The organism is Micromonospora tulbaghiae (assembly GCF_900091605.1).
GTDB classification, from domain to species: Bacteria; Actinomycetota; Actinomycetes; order Mycobacteriales; family Micromonosporaceae; genus Micromonospora; species Micromonospora tulbaghiae.
Map to the genome: position 1 here is coordinate 16,745 of NZ_FMCQ01000011.1, position 15,039 is coordinate 31,783.

The following is a 15,039-nucleotide window of genomic DNA, read 5'->3' on the forward strand; positions in this document are numbered from 1 at the left end:
CACGCATACCCGCGCCCCGGCGGAGTTCACCTGCCGGCTCCCCGGGCGTGACCACCGTTCATTCACGTCGTTCAACCCGAAGGGCCGATACCATCTGTGCACGGAACGGGACTCTCGGTGGTGAACATGGACACGGAGCTGTACACCCGACGCGTCGTCCGCCCGACGGAACGCGTCGTCACCGGGCGTCTGGTCCGGTTGATGGAGGGCTACGCCCGGGAGGTACGGGTCGGGCAGCCCGCGCTGGTCGCGGTGCTCACCGCCGCGGGGGTGGTGGGGCTGCTGCTGAAGGTGGTGCGCGCGTTGCTCAGCAGCGGCGGCGGCGGGGCGCGGCGCAGCTTCAAGGAGCTGAAGAAGGGGCCGGAGTTCCTGGTCACCCCGGTGCGGGTACGCGACGCCACCGGCCGGCTGGTCGAGGTCGAGCTGCACGGCCACCTGCCGCAGAGCGCGCTGCACCCCGGCGACCACGTCCAGCTCACGCTGCGGGCGCAACGCGACGAGGACCTGCCGCCGCGGATCGAACGGATCGTCAACCTGACCACCGGCCAACTGCTGACGCCGCGTACCGCCACGCTCTGGTCGCACCTGGGGCCGGCGCTGCTCCTGCAGGCGATGCTCGGCGCCGTGCTGCTGTTCGGCGTGGCCGCCTGCTCAGCGCTGACATAGGTTTCCCCGTCGCCGGTGGCGGGCACCGCTGCGGCCATGTTCCCCGGCTTCACGCTCACCGAGATCGACGTCGGCGCGGTCCGCCTGCGCGTACGCCACGGCGGCTCCGGGCCGCCCGTGGTGCTGTTGCACGGGCACCCGCGTACCCATGCGACCTGGCACCGGGTGGCGCCGCGGCTGGCCGCGCGGCACACGGTGATCTGCCCGGACCTGCGCGGCTACGGCGGCTCGTCGAAGCCGCCGAGCGACCCGGAGCACACGGTCTACTCCAAGCGGGCGATGGCCGCGGACGTGGTGGGCCTGCTCGACGCGCTCGGGCACCGCCGGGCCGCGGTGATCGGTCACGACCGCGGCGCCTACGTGGCCATGCGGACCGCCCTGGACCACCCGGACCGGGTGAGCCGCCTCGGCGTGCTCGACGGGGTGCCGATCGGCGAGGCGCTGGCCCGCTGCGACGCCCGGTTCGCCGCCCGCTGGTGGCACTGGTTCTTCCTCGGTCAGCTCGCCAAGCCGGCCGAGCGGGTGATCAACGCCGATCCGGACGCCTGGTACGGCGGATCACCGGAGGAGATGGGCGAGCAGGCGTACGCCGACTACCGGCGCGCCATCGGTGATCCGGCGACTGTGCACGCCATGTGCGAGGACTACCGTGCCGGGCTCGGCCCGGACCGGGCGGCCGACGACGCGGACCGGGCCGCCGGGCGCCGGATCGCCTGCCCGGTGCTGTTCGCCTGGTCCGAGCGCGACGACATGGTCGACCTCTACGGCGACCCGGCCGCCATCTGGCGCGACTGGGCCGACGACGTGCGGACCGCGTCGATCCCGTCCGGGCACCACATGGCCGAGGAGGCGCCGCGGGAGCTGACCGACGTGCTGGCCGGCTTCCTCGCGGAGGAGGTCGCCGCGGTCAGCGACCCGCGGGGGTGAGCGGCTGCTCCACCGGAGCCGGCGCGTCGAGCAGGCCCCGGCGGCTCGCCCAGCGCTCGAACAGCACCGTGGCGAACGGGGGCACCGCGCTGGCCAGGGCCAGCCCGGTCTGCACGAGCGTCCAGCGGCGCCGTAGGGCCACCACGAGCGTCAGCACGCCGTAGACCACGAACAGCGCGCCGTGGATCGGGCCGAAGATCTTCACGCCGATCTCGTTGCCGGGCGGGCCGTACTTGACCGCCATGCCGGCCAGCAGCGCCGCCCACGAGCATCCCTCGGCGAACGCCGCCACCACGAACGCCCGGATCCACCCGTCGCGCATCAGCCACTCCCCTTCGCCGTCGGCGGCCATGCTAGCCGCCCGGGCCGGGCCGCCCGGACGGAACCCGCTGCCCCGCGACGGGGATCACCGGGGCCGCCACGGGGTAGAGAAAAGGGCCTCCGGGCCTTTCCTGACCCGTCACTCCGTGCGAGGTTGGGGAGAACCAACGGTGACAGGGTGGTGACCATGGGCGAGGACGTCGGCGTGCGTACCTTCAGCCGGGAGGACCGGGCCCGCTATCGCGACAAGGTCCGGCGGTGCCTGGACGTGTTCGCCGAGATGCTGCGCGAGTCCCGGTTCGACGTGGAGCGGCCGATGACCGGCCTGGAGATCGAGCTGAACCTGGTCGACGACGGTTTCGACCCGGCCATGCGCAACGCCGACGTGCTGGAGGCGATCGCCGACCCGGCGTTCCAGACGGAGCTGGGCCAGTTCAACGTGGAGATCAACGTCGAGCCGCGGCGGCTCGCCGGCACCGGCACCGCGGCGTTCGAGGAGCACGTCCGGGCCAGCCTGAACGCCGCTGAGGAGAAGGCCCGCACGGTGGGCGCGCACATGGTGATGGTGGGGATCCTGCCGACGCTGCGCCCGGAGCACCTGACCGCCGAGACGCTGTCGGCGAACCCCCGGTACGCGCTGCTCAACGAGCAGATCTTCGCCGCCCGCGGCGAGGACCTGCCGATCGCGATCAGCGGAGTGGAGCGGCTGGCCACCACGGCCGACACGATCACGCCGGAGGCGGCGTGCACCAGCACCCAGTTCCACCTCCAGGTCAGCCCGGCGCAGTTTGCCGACTACTGGAACGCGGCCCAGGCCGTCGCCGGCGTCCAGGTGGCGGTCGGCGCGAACTCACCGCTGTTCTTCGGCCGGGAGCTGTGGCGCGAGACCCGGGTGCCGCTGTTCCAGCAGGCCACCGACACCCGGGCGGAGGAGATCAAGGCCCAGGGCGTACGCCCCCGGGTGTGGTTCGGCGAACGCTGGATCACCTCGGTGTTCGACCTGTTCGAGGAGAACGTGCGCTACTTTCCGGCGCTGCTGCCGGTCTGCGACCCGGAGGACCCGGCGGCGACGCTGCACAGCGGCGGAGTGCCGAAGCTGGCCGAGCTGCGCCTGCACAACGGCACCGTCTACCGGTGGAACCGGCCGGTCTACGACGTGCTCAAGGGCCGGCCGCACCTGCGGGTGGAGAACCGGGTGCTGCCGGCCGGGCCGACGGTGCTGGACACGGTCGCCAACGGCGCGTTCTACTTCGGCCTGGTGCGGGCGCTCGCCGAGTCCGACCGCCCGCTGTGGTCGCAGATGTCGTTCAGCGCGGCCGAGGAGAACTTCAACGCCTGCGCCCGGCACGGCATCGACGCCCAGGTGTACTGGCCCGGGCTCGGTTACCTGCCGGTGACCGAGCTGGTGCTGCGCCGGCTGCTGCCGATGGCCCACCACGGACTGGACCGGTGGGGCCTGGACCCGGCGGAACGGGACCGGCTGCTCGGCATCGTCGAGCAGCGCTGCCTGACCGGCCGCAACGGCGCGACCTGGCAGGTGGAGACGCTGCACCGGCTGGAGTCGGCCGACCACATGGACCGGCCGGCGGCGCTGCGCGAGGTGGTCCGCCACTACGTCGACCTGATGCACAGCAACCGGCCCGTGCACGAGTGGCCGATCCCCTGAGCCGGGCCTCCCGTCAGCGCAACGCGGTCACTGTCGCCCGCGCTGCCTGGGCGACCAGGGCGTCGTCGGGCTCCGCGTCGCGGCTGTCGCGACTGGTCATGACCGCCAGCACGATCGGCGCCCGGTCCGGCGGCCACACCACGGCGATGTCGTTACGGGTGCCGTACCCGCCGGTGCCGGACTTGTCAGCCACCTGCCAGCCGGCCGGCACGCCGGCCCGGACCAGCCCGCTCCCGGTGGTGCTGGCCCGCATCCAGCCCAGCAGCAGGTCGCGGTCCGCGGGCGGCAGGGCCTCACCCAGCGCGTACGCCCGCAGCGAGCCGGCCATCGCGCGGGGCGTGCTGGTGTCGCGCTCGTCGCCGGGCGTGGCCGCGTTGAGCTCCGGTTCGGCACGGGCGGGCCGGGTGACCCGGTCGCCGGCCTCCCGGAGCGCCCGCTCGAAGCCGGCCGGGCCGCCGAGCGCGTCGAACAGCAGGTTGCCGGCGGTGTTGTCGCTGTACCGCACCGCCGCCTCGGCGGCGTCCCGCAGCGTCATCCCGGTCTCCACGTGCCGTTCGGTCACCGGGGAGTGCGCCACCAGGTCCACGCGCCGGTAGCGGACCACCCGGTCCCGCTCGGCGTCGGACGTGGCGGCCAGCATCGCGCCGGCCGCGAGCGCCTTGCACGTCGAGGCGTACGCGAACCGCTCGTCGGCGCGGTGTGCGAGGGTGCGGCCGGTGCCGGTGTCGACGGCGAAGACGCCGATCCGGGCACCGGAACGCCGCTCCAGGGCGGCCAGTTCCGCAGGCGGGGGCACCGACTCGGCGCTCGGTGTGGCGTTCGGCGTGGATGCGGCCGGGGCGCTGGTGGGCGGTGCGGCTTCGGGCCGGTCCGTCGTGCAGCCGGCCACCAGAGCCGTTGCCGTGAGCATCGCCGCCGCGAACACCTGCCGTCGGATCATCCGTTTCCTCCCCCGTCGTCCTGACCACGCCGCTCTCGGATCATTGTCGCCGATCCCGGTCGGGCCACCGGGCCTGCCGCCTCGGCCGGCCCGGTGGCCCGCAGCCTTTGGCCGGCCCTGCCGCTCGCTGCCTCGACCGGCTCGCATCCTCGGCCGGCGATGGCCCGTCGGCCGACGGGGCAGGTCAGCCCGCGACGGCGGAGAACGCGACCGCGCCCGCCGCGGCCAGCGGCAGCGCCACCGCGGCGGCCAGCAGCCGTACCCGGGCGGACCGGCCGATCAGCACCACCAGCAGCACGGCGAGCCCGAGGTCGATGGCCACGTTCCACCAGGCGCCGGGATAGCCGGACCGCGACTTCAGCGCGAACCGCAGCGCCTCCTCGACGAACACGGCCACCGGAAGCGCGGTCCCCACGACGCGCCGCCATCCCTCGGTCCGCGCCCAGATGCCGGCGACGCCGAACACCACGCCCGCCACCACGCCGAACGCCATCCAGACGATCGAGGTGAGCGCCCAGATCACGGCGAGGTCGTCGCCCTGGAGCAGCGTCGCCGCCAGGTAGTAGCTGGGCACGGCGACGATCAGCAGGACGCTGGCGGCCACGGCGGCGCGCACCGCGCCCGTCCGGATCCACCAGCCCAGCGCGAACGCGGCGACCGCCCAGGTGGCGGTGGAGTTGCCGAGTTCGGCGAACGGGAACGGCACCCACTTGATCCAGACGAAGTCCAGGAAGCCGAGCAGGAAGCCGGCGACGGGGACGACGAGGGCGACGGCGCGACGCGTGGGTGGCATGCGTCGGAGCTTACATACTCGGTATGCTCTCCTCGCCGACAGGGCGGCCCTACGAGGCCAGGCGCCGCTCGGACGGCGCGAGACGCACCGCCGCCTCGGATCGGTTGATCTCCGACCACACCTCGTCGAGGGAGAGGCCGAGGACGTCGGCGATGGCCGCGATGGTGGGGAACGCCGGCGTGGCGACCCGGCCGGACTCGATCTTCCGGAGCGTCTCCGGGGAGACGCCCGCGTCGAGCGCGGTGAGCAGCATCGAACGCTCACCCCGGGCACGCCGCAGGAGCGCGCCGAGGCGCTGCCCGCGCTCGACCTCGGCGGGGGTGAGGGGCAACCGGACCATGCCAGGATTCTAATACCGGGATAACATGACCGGGATACTTATTGGTTCCGCGAGAAAGGCGCCCGCATGATCGAGATCCTGAGCCCCACGGACGTACGGCGGGCGCGGGACACCGGCGCCCTGGTCGCCCACATCCTGCGGACGCTGCGCAGCAGCACCACTGTCGGCACCAACCTGCTCGACATCGACAGGCAGGCGCAGCGCATGATCGTCGAGGCCGGGGCGCAATCCTGCTACGTCGACTACGAGCCGTCGTTCGGGCGCGGGCCGTTCGGCCACTACATCTGCACCTCGGTCAACGACGCGGTGCTGCACGGGCTGCCGCACGACTACGCGCTCGCCGACGGCGACCTGCTGAGCCTCGACCTGGCCGTCTCGCTGGGCGGGGTGGTGGCCGACTCCGCGATCAGCTTCCTCGTCGGCGACGCCCGGCCCGCGGAGAGCGTCGCGCTCATCGACGCGACCGAACGGGCGTTGCGCGCCGGAATCGCGGCAGCCCGTCCCGGCGCCCGCGTCGGCGACCTCTCGCACGCCATCGGCTCGGTCCTCACCGAAGCCGGATACTCGGTGAACACCGAGTTCGGCGGCCACGGCGTCGGGTCGACGATGCACCAGGACCCGCACGTGTCGAACACCGGGCGACCCGGGCGCGGCTACACGCTGCGTCCCGGACTGCTTCTGGCGCTGGAGCCGTGGGTCATGGCGGACACCGCCACGTTGGTCACCGACGCCGACGGGTGGACGCTGCGCAGCGCGACCGGCTGCCGCACCGCGCACAGCGAGCACACCATCGCCATCACCGACGACGGCGCGGAGATCCTGACGCTGCCGAAGCCGTGAACGTCGCTGCGGCAGGCGTCCGCAGCTCTCCCGCGTTCCCGCCGCCCGGCGTCCTCAGGCGGCCGTGCAGCGCTCCCGCAGCGTCTGCACGCCGGGCCCGGTGAGGTCGTCGCAGTAGGCGGCCCGCCCGGCCATCGCCATCATCAGCGCGACAGTGGTGCCGCTGACCAGCGGGCCGGCGCCGGCGGTGAACGGCCCGTCGGTGGCCTCCACCCGCAGGCCGTTGATCGCGCTGCGCCCGGCCACCGTGAAGTCCCGCCCCGCGAAGAACCGGGCGACAGGCGTGACGGCCTCGACCGACGGCGTCCGTGTCAGGCCGAGTGGACGCCGGATGTCCTGGGCGTGCACGACCACCTCACCGAGCCACGCCTCGGTCGGCCCGAACGTCGACGTGGTGCTGCCGATGATCCGGCGGAACCGGTCGAGCGTCTCCCCCGGGTCGGCGCCCCGGTGCTCGGCCAGCCGGCGGTCGTTGTGCAGGTCGAAGTCGAACCGGGCGCCGAGCACGCTGGCGACCCAGCGGGCGCGGCCGACGCTCGCCGCCGCCGTCATGTGCGCGAGCGTCTCCTCCACCGTCCACCGGCCGCACAGCGAGCGCCGCGCCCACTGCGCCGCGTCGAGTCCGGCGAGATCGTCGGCGAGGGCGGCGCGTTCGGCGTGCGCGAGCCCCCACAGCTCGCGGCGGGTCAGCGTGTCGGACATGGAACCTCCAGAGTCGTGCCGTCAGAGGTTGGACCGCCCCCTCTCGACGAACTCACCGCTCCCCGCCCCGTCGATCTTGGAGTTGCGGTGGTTCGCGAACCGGACATGTGCGACCTTCGAGGCGCCGCAACTCCAAGATCGGCGCCGAGGGCGGGCCGGGTTCAACGTTTGCCGCACGTCCGTCCAACGGTCGTCGGTGACGCTTCTCGCACACATCAACCGCAAGGGAGAAGCGTCATGTCACACGGTTACCTCTCCACCCCCCGTACCGGCGCAGCCTCGGCGGTCGGGGCACTCGTCCTGGCCGTCGCGGGCCTGACCGGCGGCGCCGCCCCGGCGTCCGCGGCCTACATCGTCCCCGCCGACTGCGGCCCCTACTCCGGCGCGCCGGTGCCGGCCGGATACAGCCCGGAGTACGTGCCGCTGGGCGGGCGCTACGTCAGCAACAACGCCAACGGCCCGGAGTTCATCATCGGCACGACCGCTCGCGACGTCATCGTCGGAAGCGTCAACGACGACATCATCTGCGGCCTCGCCGGCAACGACGACATCAAGGCCAACACCGGCGACGACATCGTCTACGGCGGGCTGAACGGCGACGACATCTGGGGTGACCTGGGCAACGACAACCTCCACGGCGACGGCGGCGCCGACACCATCCACGGTGACCGCTTCATCGGACCCAGCGCCCTGGACGGCAACGACCGCGTGGACGGCGGCAGCAACGACGACCACCTCTTCGGCGACAAGGGCGTGGACACCCTGGTCGGCGGCCCCGGCGTGGACGACGGTGACGGTGGCCCGGACGTGGTGGCCGACGACTGCCGGGCCAGCGTCGAGACCGTGACCAACTGCCCGTGACCCCGTCGGCACGGCGGTCCGCGGGGCTCGGACAACGGGCCCCGCGCACCGGTGCGCCGTCGCCTGTCGGATCGTCGTCAGGCCCGGTCCGACCGCCACCGCCTGCGGCTAGCGTGACAGTCCGTGGCGGTGGAGTTCCGGGTGCTCGGCGACCTGGACGTCCGGATCGACGGCCGGGCGGTCCGGATCGGTCACGCCCGCCAACAGTGCGTCCTCGCCGCCCTGCTGGTCGAGCCCAACCGTGTCGTCGCGACCGGACAGCTCATCAGCCGGGTCTGGGGCGACGAGGTGCCGGACGGCGCCGCCGCCACCCTGCGTGGCTACCTGTCCCGGCTCCGCCAGGCGCTGGCCTGCGCCGACGAGGTCCGCATCGTCCGGCGCCATCCCGGCTACCTGCTCGCCGTCGACCCGGACCGCGTCGACCTGCACCGCTTCCGCGAACTGACCGAGCAGGCCCGGCGCGCCGGGGACGACGCCACGGCGATCAGCTGCCTCGAGCGGGCGCTGGGGCTGTGGCGCGGCGAGGCGTTCCACGGGCTGACCACCCCGTGGCTGGTGGCCTACCGGCAGACCCTCGACCGGCAGCGGCTCGCCGCCGCGCTGGACCGCAACGACATCGCCCTGCGTCGCGGCCGGCACGCCCGTCTTCTCCCCGACGTCCTGGCACTGAGCAGCCGGTACCCGTGGGACGAGCGCCTCGCGGCGCAGGCGATGCTCGCCCTGTACCGGTGCGGACGGCAGGCCGACGCCCTTGAGCACTTCCACCGGATGCGCCACCGGCTGGCCGCCGAGATCGGCACCGACCCCAGCCCGCCGCTGGCGCAGCTCTACCAGCAGATCCTCACCGCCGACGCGGCGATCGCGCCGCCGGACCCTGTGGGAGGCGGCGAACCGACCGCGACGGCAACCGGCGGGCCCGGCGCGGCGCGGGATGCGGGCGTGCCCCGGCAGCTACCCGCGTCACCAGGGGTCTTCGCCGGCCGGACCGCCCAGCTCGCGCGCCTCGACGAACAACTCGCAGACGTCGGACGCCCGGACGGCGCCGGGTCGCCGGTCGTGATCTCGTCCATCGGTGGCGGCGGTGGCGTCGGCAAGACCTGGCTGGCCCTGCGCTGGGCGCACGCCAACGCCGATCGCTTCCCCGACGGGCAGCTCTACGTCAACCTGCGCGGCTTCGACCCGACCGGCGACCCGGTCGGATGGCCGGTGGCGGTGCGCGGCTTCCTCGAAGCGCTCGGTGTCGAACCGGCACGCGTCCCGGCCGATCCGCAGGCCCAGGCGTCGCTGTACCGGACGCTCGTCGCCGGCCGCCGGCTGCTGGTCGTCCTCGACGACGCCCGCGACGCCGCCACGGTGATCCCGCTGCTGCCCGGCACCCCCACGAGCGCGGTCCTGGTGACCAGCCGCCGGCAGCTGGCCGGCCTCGTCGTCACCCACGGCGCGCGACCGCTGCCGCTGGACGTGCTGCCCGACGACGAGGCCCGCGAGCTGATCGTGCGACAGGTGGGCGCCGCGCGGGTGGCGGAACAGCCGGACGCCGTCGCCGGCATCGTGCGGTTCTGCGGGGGTCTGCCACTGGCGCTCGGGATCGTGGCGGCCCGTGCGGCACTCCACCCCGATCTCCCGCTGTCGTCGGTCGCGGCGGAGCTGACCACGGCGGCGAGCCCGCTGGACGCGCTGGCCGGCGACGAGGTGACCACGAACCTGCGGGTGGTGCTGTCCCGATCGCTGGCGGCGCTCACGCCGGCCGCGGCGGAGGTGTTCACGCTGCTCGGCCTCGCCCCGGGGCCGGACATCAGCCGGGCCGCGGCGGCCGGCCTGACCGCCCGTACGCCGGACGAGCTGCGCCGGCCGCTGCGCGAGCTCGTCGACGCGCACCTCGTGCAGGAACACGTCGCGGGCCGGTACCGCATGCACGACCTGGTCCGGACGTTCGCTGTCGAACGGGCGGCCGGGGACGAGGCCGGTTCCCGGTCCGCGCTGCGCCGGCTGGTCGACCACCATCTGCACACCGCGCACGCGGCCGCGCTGCTGCTGTCCCCGCAGCGCGACCCGCTGACCCTCACCCCCGCCGCGCCGGGGGTGACCGTCGAACGGCTCGACGACCTGGCGGCGGCGCTGGCCTGGTTCACCCGCGAGCACCAGGTGCTCCTCGCGATCATCGAGTACGCCGCCGGCAACGGCCTCGACGCCGCGGCCGGGCAGCTCTCGTGGACCCTGGCCACGTACTTCGACAGGCAGGGCCACTGGCACGACTGGGCCGCGGTGGCCCGCCGAGCGGTCGAGGCGACCGGGCGCTCGGGTGACCGCCCGGCGCAGGCCCAGGCGCACCGGCTCCTGGCCGGGGCCTGCTCCAACCTGGGCCGGTACGCCGAGGCGCAGCGCAACCTGCTCGCCGCGCTGGACCTGTTCGCCGCGCTGAGCGACGACGAGGGGCGGGCGCACACCCACTTCGACCTCAGCATGCTCCACGACCGGCAGCGGCAACCCCGCGAGGCGCTGCCGCACGCCCGGCGGAGCCTCGCCCTCTACGAACGGGTCGGGAGCCCGCTCAAGCAGGCGGTCGCGCTCAACGCGATCGGCTGGTACCACTCGCAGCTCGGCGAGCACCACGACGCGATCACGTTCTGCCGCCGCGCGCTCGCCCTCTCCGAGCAGGCCGGGAGCGCGTACGGGCAGGCGAACACGTGGGACAGCATCGGCTTCGCCCACCACCACCTGGGCGAGTACGCGCAGGCGGTCGAGTGTTTCCAGCAGTCCCTCACCCTGTTCGCCGAGATCGGCGACCGGCATGCCGAGGGCATCGTGCTGGACCACCTCGGCGACACGTGGGCCGCGGCCGGGCGAACGGACGCGGCCCGGGACGCCTGGCGGCGGTCACTCGCGCTGTACGAGGAACTCGGTCACGCCGACGCCGAGGCGGTACGGCGCAAACTTCACCGGTGAGACGGTCAGAGCGCCACGATCGCGGCGCTCTCCGGCGGCAGCTCGATGCCGTCGCGCATGACGGTGACGCCTTCGGACGTGGCGAGCAGCACGCGGCGCACCACCCCGGGCAGGTTGATCCGCTGCGCCCGGCCGGCCAGGTTCGCCACCACGAGCGTGTCGCCGCGCCGCATCACCAGGAACCGGTCGCCATGGCGTACGTCGACCCGGTCCAGCCGGGGGTCGGACAGGTCGGCCCGGGAGCGGCGCAGCGCGATCAGCCGCCGGTACAGGTCGTACGTCTCGCGGTGCTCCGGCTTGTCCAGCTCGGCCCAGTCGAGCCGGGACCGCAGGAACGTCTGCGGGTCCTGCGGATCGGGCACGTCTTCGGTGGCCCAGCCGTGGGTGGCGAACTCCCGCCTGCGGCCGGTGGCGACGGCCGTCGCCAGTTCCGGCTCCGGGTGGCTGGTGAAGAACTGCCACGGCGTGGAGGCCGCCCACTCCTCCCCCATGAACAGCATCGGCGTGAACGGCGCGGTCATCAGCAGTGTCGCGCCGACGCGCAGCAGCCCGGGCGACAGCGCGGCGGAGATCCGGTCGCCGGTGGCCCGGTTGCCGATCTGGTCGTGGTTCTGCAGGTACGCCACGAAACGGTGGCCGGGCGTGCGCTGCCGGTCGACCGGACGGCCGTGGCTGCGGCCCCGGAAACTGGACCAGGTGCCGGCGTGGAAGAACCCGCCGGTCAGCACGTCGGTGAGGCATTCGAGGGAGCCGAAGTCGCCGTAGTAGCCCTGCCGCTCCCCGGTGAGCAGTGTGTGCAGCGCGTGGTGGGCGTCGTCGTTCCACTGGGCGTGCAGGCCGTACCCGCCCAACTCGCGGGGCGTGATCAGGCGCGGGTCGTTGAGGTCGCTCTCGGCGATCAGCGACAGTGGCCGCCCGAGGTGCGTCGACAGCGCCTCCACCTCGGCGGCGACCTCCTCCAGCCAGTGCACGGCCCGGCCGTCGGGCATGGCGTGCACGGCGTCCAGCCGCAGCCCGTCGACGTGGTAGTCGCGCAGCCAGGTCAGCACGCTGTCGGCGATGTAGCGGCGTACCCCGTCGGAGTGCGGGCCGTCCAGGTTGACGGTGCGGCCCCAGGTGTTGCTCTGCTCGGTGAGGTACGGCGCGAACCGCGGCGCGTAGGCCCCGGAGGGCCCGAAATGGTTGTAGACGACGTCGAGGATCACCCCCAGGCCCTTGGCGTGGGCGGCGTCGACGAACCGTTTCAGGCCGTCCGGGCCGCCGTACGGCTCGTGCGGGGCGTACCAGCAGACGCCGTCGTAGCCCCAGTTGTGCTCGCCGTTGAACGCGTTGACGGGCAGCAGCTCGACCATGTCGACGCCGAGGTCGACCAGGTGGTCGAGCTTGGCGATCGCCGCGTCGAACGTGCCTTCCGGGGTGAAGGTGCCGATGTGCAGCTCGTACAGCACGCTGCCGGGCAGCTGCCGGCCGGTCCAGGCGGCGTCGGTCCAGCCGAACGCCGCGTGGTCGTAGAGCCGGCTGGGGCCGTGCACCCCGGCCGGCTGCCAGGCCGAGCGGGGGTCGGGCAGCGCCTGGGCGTCGTCGTCGAGCAGGAACGCGTAGTCGGTGCCCGGCCCGGTGCCGGGCACCTCGACCCGCCACCAGCCGTCCGGCCCCTGACGCATCGCGTGGTCGGCGACGCCGGGCAGGCGCAGCCGCACCCGGGCGGCCTCGGGCGCCCACACCGTGAACTCGGTCATGCGGCGGCCTCCACAGAGTCGGTGGGTGCGAGGAGGGCGACGGGATAGGTGCTCAGCAGATCATCGAGGAGCAGCTCAGAACCACTGTAGACCCGCCCGGTGAACAAGTCGGTGCACTGATGAACGGGAAGTGACACGGTCGTGTCCCGCCAGCCGCCGGAGCGGGCCAGCCGCAGCGGCAGCCGGGTCGCCACCGCGACCGCGCCACCCCGGTCGAAGGCCACCGCGTGCGCGGCGGCCGGGCCGCGCGCCGGCACCGGCCGGTAGCCGCCGAACAGGTCCGGGCGGTCGCGGCGCAACCGCAGCGTCCGTGACACCACGAGCAGCTTGGCCGCCCCGTCGCCGGCCACCGCGGGCCGCCAGCCGGCGTCGAGCCGGGCCAGCACGTCCCGGCGTACGGCGAAGTCGACGGGCCGCCGGTTGTCCGGGTCGACGAGCGAGTTCTCCCACAGCTCGGTGCCCTGGTAGACGTCGGGCACACCGGGCATGGCGAGCTGCACCAGCTTCTGCCCGAGCGCGTTCGACCAGCCGGGCGGGGTGATCTCGGCGGCGAACGCGGTGATCTGCGCGTGCAGTTCCGGGTCGTCGTACATCCGGTCGACCAGGGCGTGCATCTCGTGCTCGAAGGCCGGGTCCGGGTCGGCCCAGCTGGTGGTGACCGACGCCTCCCGGGCGGCCTTCTCGGCGTACCCGTGCAGTCGTTCCCGTTCGATCGGCCACGCCCCGACGGCGGTCTGCCAGAGCAGGTGGGCCAGCGCGGGGTCGGCCAGTGGCGCGCGCGACATCCAGTCGGCGACCCGCTCGGCCCAGCGGCCGGGCAGCTCGGACAGCACCGCGAGGCGGGCGCGGACGTCCTCGCCGCGCTTGGTGTCGTGGGTGGACAGCGCGGTCATGCTCGCCGGCCAGCGCACGTGCCGGCTGGCGGCGAACCGGTGCAGTTCGGCCGGGGGCACGCCGAAGTGGGCCGGGCTGCCGCCGACCTCGTTGAGGGCGACGAACCGGCTCCACCGGTAGTACGCGGTGTCCTCCACGCCCTTGGCCATCACCGCGCCGGTGAACTGCGGGAACCGGGCGGCCAGCTCGTGGCCGGGGTCGCGCAGCCGGGCGGTGACCGCGTCCAGCACGCCGGTCAGGTCGGGTCGGCGGCGGCCGGCCTCGCTGCGGGCGGCGGCCAGGTGCCGGGCGCCCTCGGGCGGGTAGCCGCGGTAGACCGGGAAACAGGCGGCCAGCTCGGCCAGAGCGGCCCGGACCTGCTCGCCCGGCAGCTCCGGCACGAGCGCGGCCAGCCGGGTCAGCTCGGCGGCGAGCAGCCGGGTGGCGGCCTCCAGCTTGGTGGCGTGCGTCAGGTCCGGCCAGGAGGTGTGCCGCCCGGTCAGCCGGCCGTCGAGCGTGGTGAACTCCGGTTCGGCGTCCGGGTCGACGAACAGCCCGGACACGGCGGCCAGCGCGTCGTAGCCGGTGGTGCCGTCGACCGGCCAGTCCGGCAGGTCCTCGCCGTACTCCAGGATCTTCTCCACCACCAGCCAACGCTCCGGGGCGGCGGCGCGCAACCGGGCCAGGTAGCCGGCCGGGTCGCGCAGCCCGTCCGGGTGGTCGACGCGGATGCCGTCGACCTCCCCGGCGTCGACCCAGCGCAGGACCTCCGCGTGGGTGGCGTCGAACACCTCCGGGTCCTCCACCCGCAGGCCGGCCAGGTCGGACACGGCGAAGAACCGGCGGTACGTCAGCTCGGCGTCGCCGCGCCGCCAGTTCACCAGCTCGTAGTGCTGCCGGTCGTGCACCTGGCGGGGCGTCCCGTCGCCGGTGCCGTCGGCGACCGGGAAGCGGTGCTCGTGGTAGCGCAGCTCCCCGTCGACGAGCTTCAGGTCGTCGAGCGCGTCGGCGGTGTCGGCGAGCACCGGCAGCAGCAGCCGCCCGCGGTCCCAGTCGATGTCGAACCAGCGCGCGTACGCCGAGTCGCGTCCCCGCCGCAGCACGTCCCACCAGGCCGGGTTGGCCTCGGGCCGGGCCACCCCGGCGTGGTTGGGCACGATGTCCACGACCAGGCCCAGCCCGGCCGCGCGCAACGCCCGGACCAGCCGCGCCCGGGCGGCCTCGCCGCCGAGCTGCGGGTTGACCGCACGGTGGTCGGCCACGTCGTAGCCGTGCGTGGAGCCGGGGGTGGCGGTGAGCAGGGGCGCGGTGTAGAGGTGGGTGACGCCGAGCGCGGCGAGGTAGCCCGCCAGCTCGGCCGTGGCGTCCAGGTCGAAGCCGGGCCGCACCTGGACCCGGTAGGTCGAGCGGGGGGTGTCGGGCATG

General features: G+C 74.0%; 13 protein-coding genes. 6 read left to right on the top strand and 7 right to left on the bottom strand.

Annotated elements, in window-relative coordinates; genetic code table 11:
• Positions 1–126 precede the first annotated feature (126 nt).
• Complete coding sequence (locus tag GA0070562_RS26695; RefSeq protein WP_091427353.1) at positions 127–666, top strand: hypothetical protein; 540 nt, start codon at positions 127–129, stop codon at positions 664–666.
• 36 nt (positions 667–702) lie between these two features.
• Entirely contained in the window at positions 703–1,593 is an 891-nt protein-coding gene (locus GA0070562_RS26700; protein WP_091427117.1) for an alpha/beta fold hydrolase, read from the top strand.
• Here GA0070562_RS26700 and GA0070562_RS26705 read toward each other — a convergent pair.
• The gene (locus tag GA0070562_RS26705; protein WP_091427118.1) at positions 1,574–1,945 is read right to left on the bottom strand and encodes a DUF3817 domain-containing protein; all 372 of its coding nucleotides are present in this window, start codon (positions 1,943–1,945) and stop codon (positions 1,574–1,576) included. The two genes, GA0070562_RS26700 and GA0070562_RS26705, sit on opposite strands and share 20 nt — an antisense overlap.
• A 156-nt stretch (positions 1,946–2,101) precedes the next feature.
• Here GA0070562_RS26705 and GA0070562_RS26710 point away from each other — a divergent pair, with 156 nt between their 5' ends.
• On the top strand, positions 2,102–3,580 hold the full coding sequence (locus GA0070562_RS26710; RefSeq protein ID WP_091427119.1) for a glutamate-cysteine ligase family protein: 1,479 nt from the start codon (positions 2,102–2,104) through the stop codon (positions 3,578–3,580).
• A gap of 13 nt (positions 3,581–3,593) precedes the next feature.
• Here the strand turns inward: GA0070562_RS26710 and bla are convergent, their stop codons facing one another.
• The 3 genes from bla to GA0070562_RS26725 all read right to left on the bottom strand — a co-directional run bounded on the left by bla (position 3,594) and on the right by GA0070562_RS26725 (position 5,653).
• Complete coding sequence (gene bla / locus GA0070562_RS26715; RefSeq protein ID WP_091427120.1) at positions 3,594–4,520, bottom strand: class A beta-lactamase; 927 nt, start codon at positions 4,518–4,520, stop codon at positions 3,594–3,596.
• 184 nt (positions 4,521–4,704) lie between these two features.
• Positions 4,705–5,313 carry a DUF6518 family protein gene (locus GA0070562_RS26720; RefSeq protein ID WP_091427121.1) on the bottom strand — a complete coding sequence of 203 codons (609 nt, stop codon included), beginning with the start codon at positions 5,311–5,313 and terminating at the stop codon, positions 4,705–4,707.
• A gap of 49 nt (positions 5,314–5,362) precedes the next feature.
• Positions 5,363–5,653 carry a helix-turn-helix domain-containing protein gene (locus tag GA0070562_RS26725; protein WP_091427122.1) on the bottom strand — a complete coding sequence of 97 codons (291 nt, stop codon included), beginning with the start codon at positions 5,651–5,653 and terminating at the stop codon, positions 5,363–5,365.
• A 66-nt stretch (positions 5,654–5,719) separates the two neighbouring features.
• On the opposite strand from GA0070562_RS26725, the gene map reads away from it, so the two are divergent.
• Positions 5,720–6,493 carry a type I methionyl aminopeptidase gene (map, locus tag GA0070562_RS26730; protein ID WP_091427123.1) on the top strand — a complete coding sequence of 258 codons (774 nt, stop codon included), beginning with the start codon at positions 5,720–5,722 and terminating at the stop codon, positions 6,491–6,493.
• A gap of 54 nt (positions 6,494–6,547) precedes the next feature.
• Here the strand turns inward: map and GA0070562_RS26735 are convergent, their stop codons facing one another.
• Complete coding sequence (locus GA0070562_RS26735) at positions 6,548–7,195, bottom strand: maleylpyruvate isomerase family mycothiol-dependent enzyme (protein WP_091427124.1); 648 nt, start codon at positions 7,193–7,195, stop codon at positions 6,548–6,550.
• Positions 7,196–7,432: 237 nt separating this feature from the next.
• Between GA0070562_RS26735 and GA0070562_RS26740 the strand changes: the two genes are divergently transcribed.
• Both GA0070562_RS26740 and GA0070562_RS26745 read left to right on the top strand, forming a co-directional pair.
• Entirely contained in the window at positions 7,433–8,056 is a 624-nt protein-coding gene (locus GA0070562_RS26740; protein ID WP_091427125.1) for a calcium-binding protein, read from the top strand.
• Positions 8,057–8,179: 123 nt separating this feature from the next.
• Positions 8,180–11,002 carry an AfsR/SARP family transcriptional regulator gene (locus GA0070562_RS26745; protein WP_091427126.1) on the top strand — a complete coding sequence of 941 codons (2,823 nt, stop codon included), beginning with the start codon at positions 8,180–8,182 and terminating at the stop codon, positions 11,000–11,002.
• A 5-nt stretch (positions 11,003–11,007) separates the two neighbouring features.
• Here GA0070562_RS26745 and treZ read toward each other — a convergent pair whose 3' ends face one another.
• Positions 11,008–12,741, bottom strand: a complete 1,734-nt coding sequence (treZ, locus tag GA0070562_RS26750; protein ID WP_091427127.1) for a malto-oligosyltrehalose trehalohydrolase — start codon at positions 12,739–12,741, stop codon at positions 11,008–11,010.
• Positions 12,738–15,038 carry a malto-oligosyltrehalose synthase gene (gene treY / locus GA0070562_RS26755; RefSeq protein ID WP_091427128.1) on the bottom strand — a complete coding sequence of 767 codons (2,301 nt, stop codon included), beginning with the start codon at positions 15,036–15,038 and terminating at the stop codon, positions 12,738–12,740. Before treY ends, treZ begins: the two co-directional genes overlap by 4 nt.
• Between the last annotated feature and the right edge of the window lies 1 nt (position 15,039).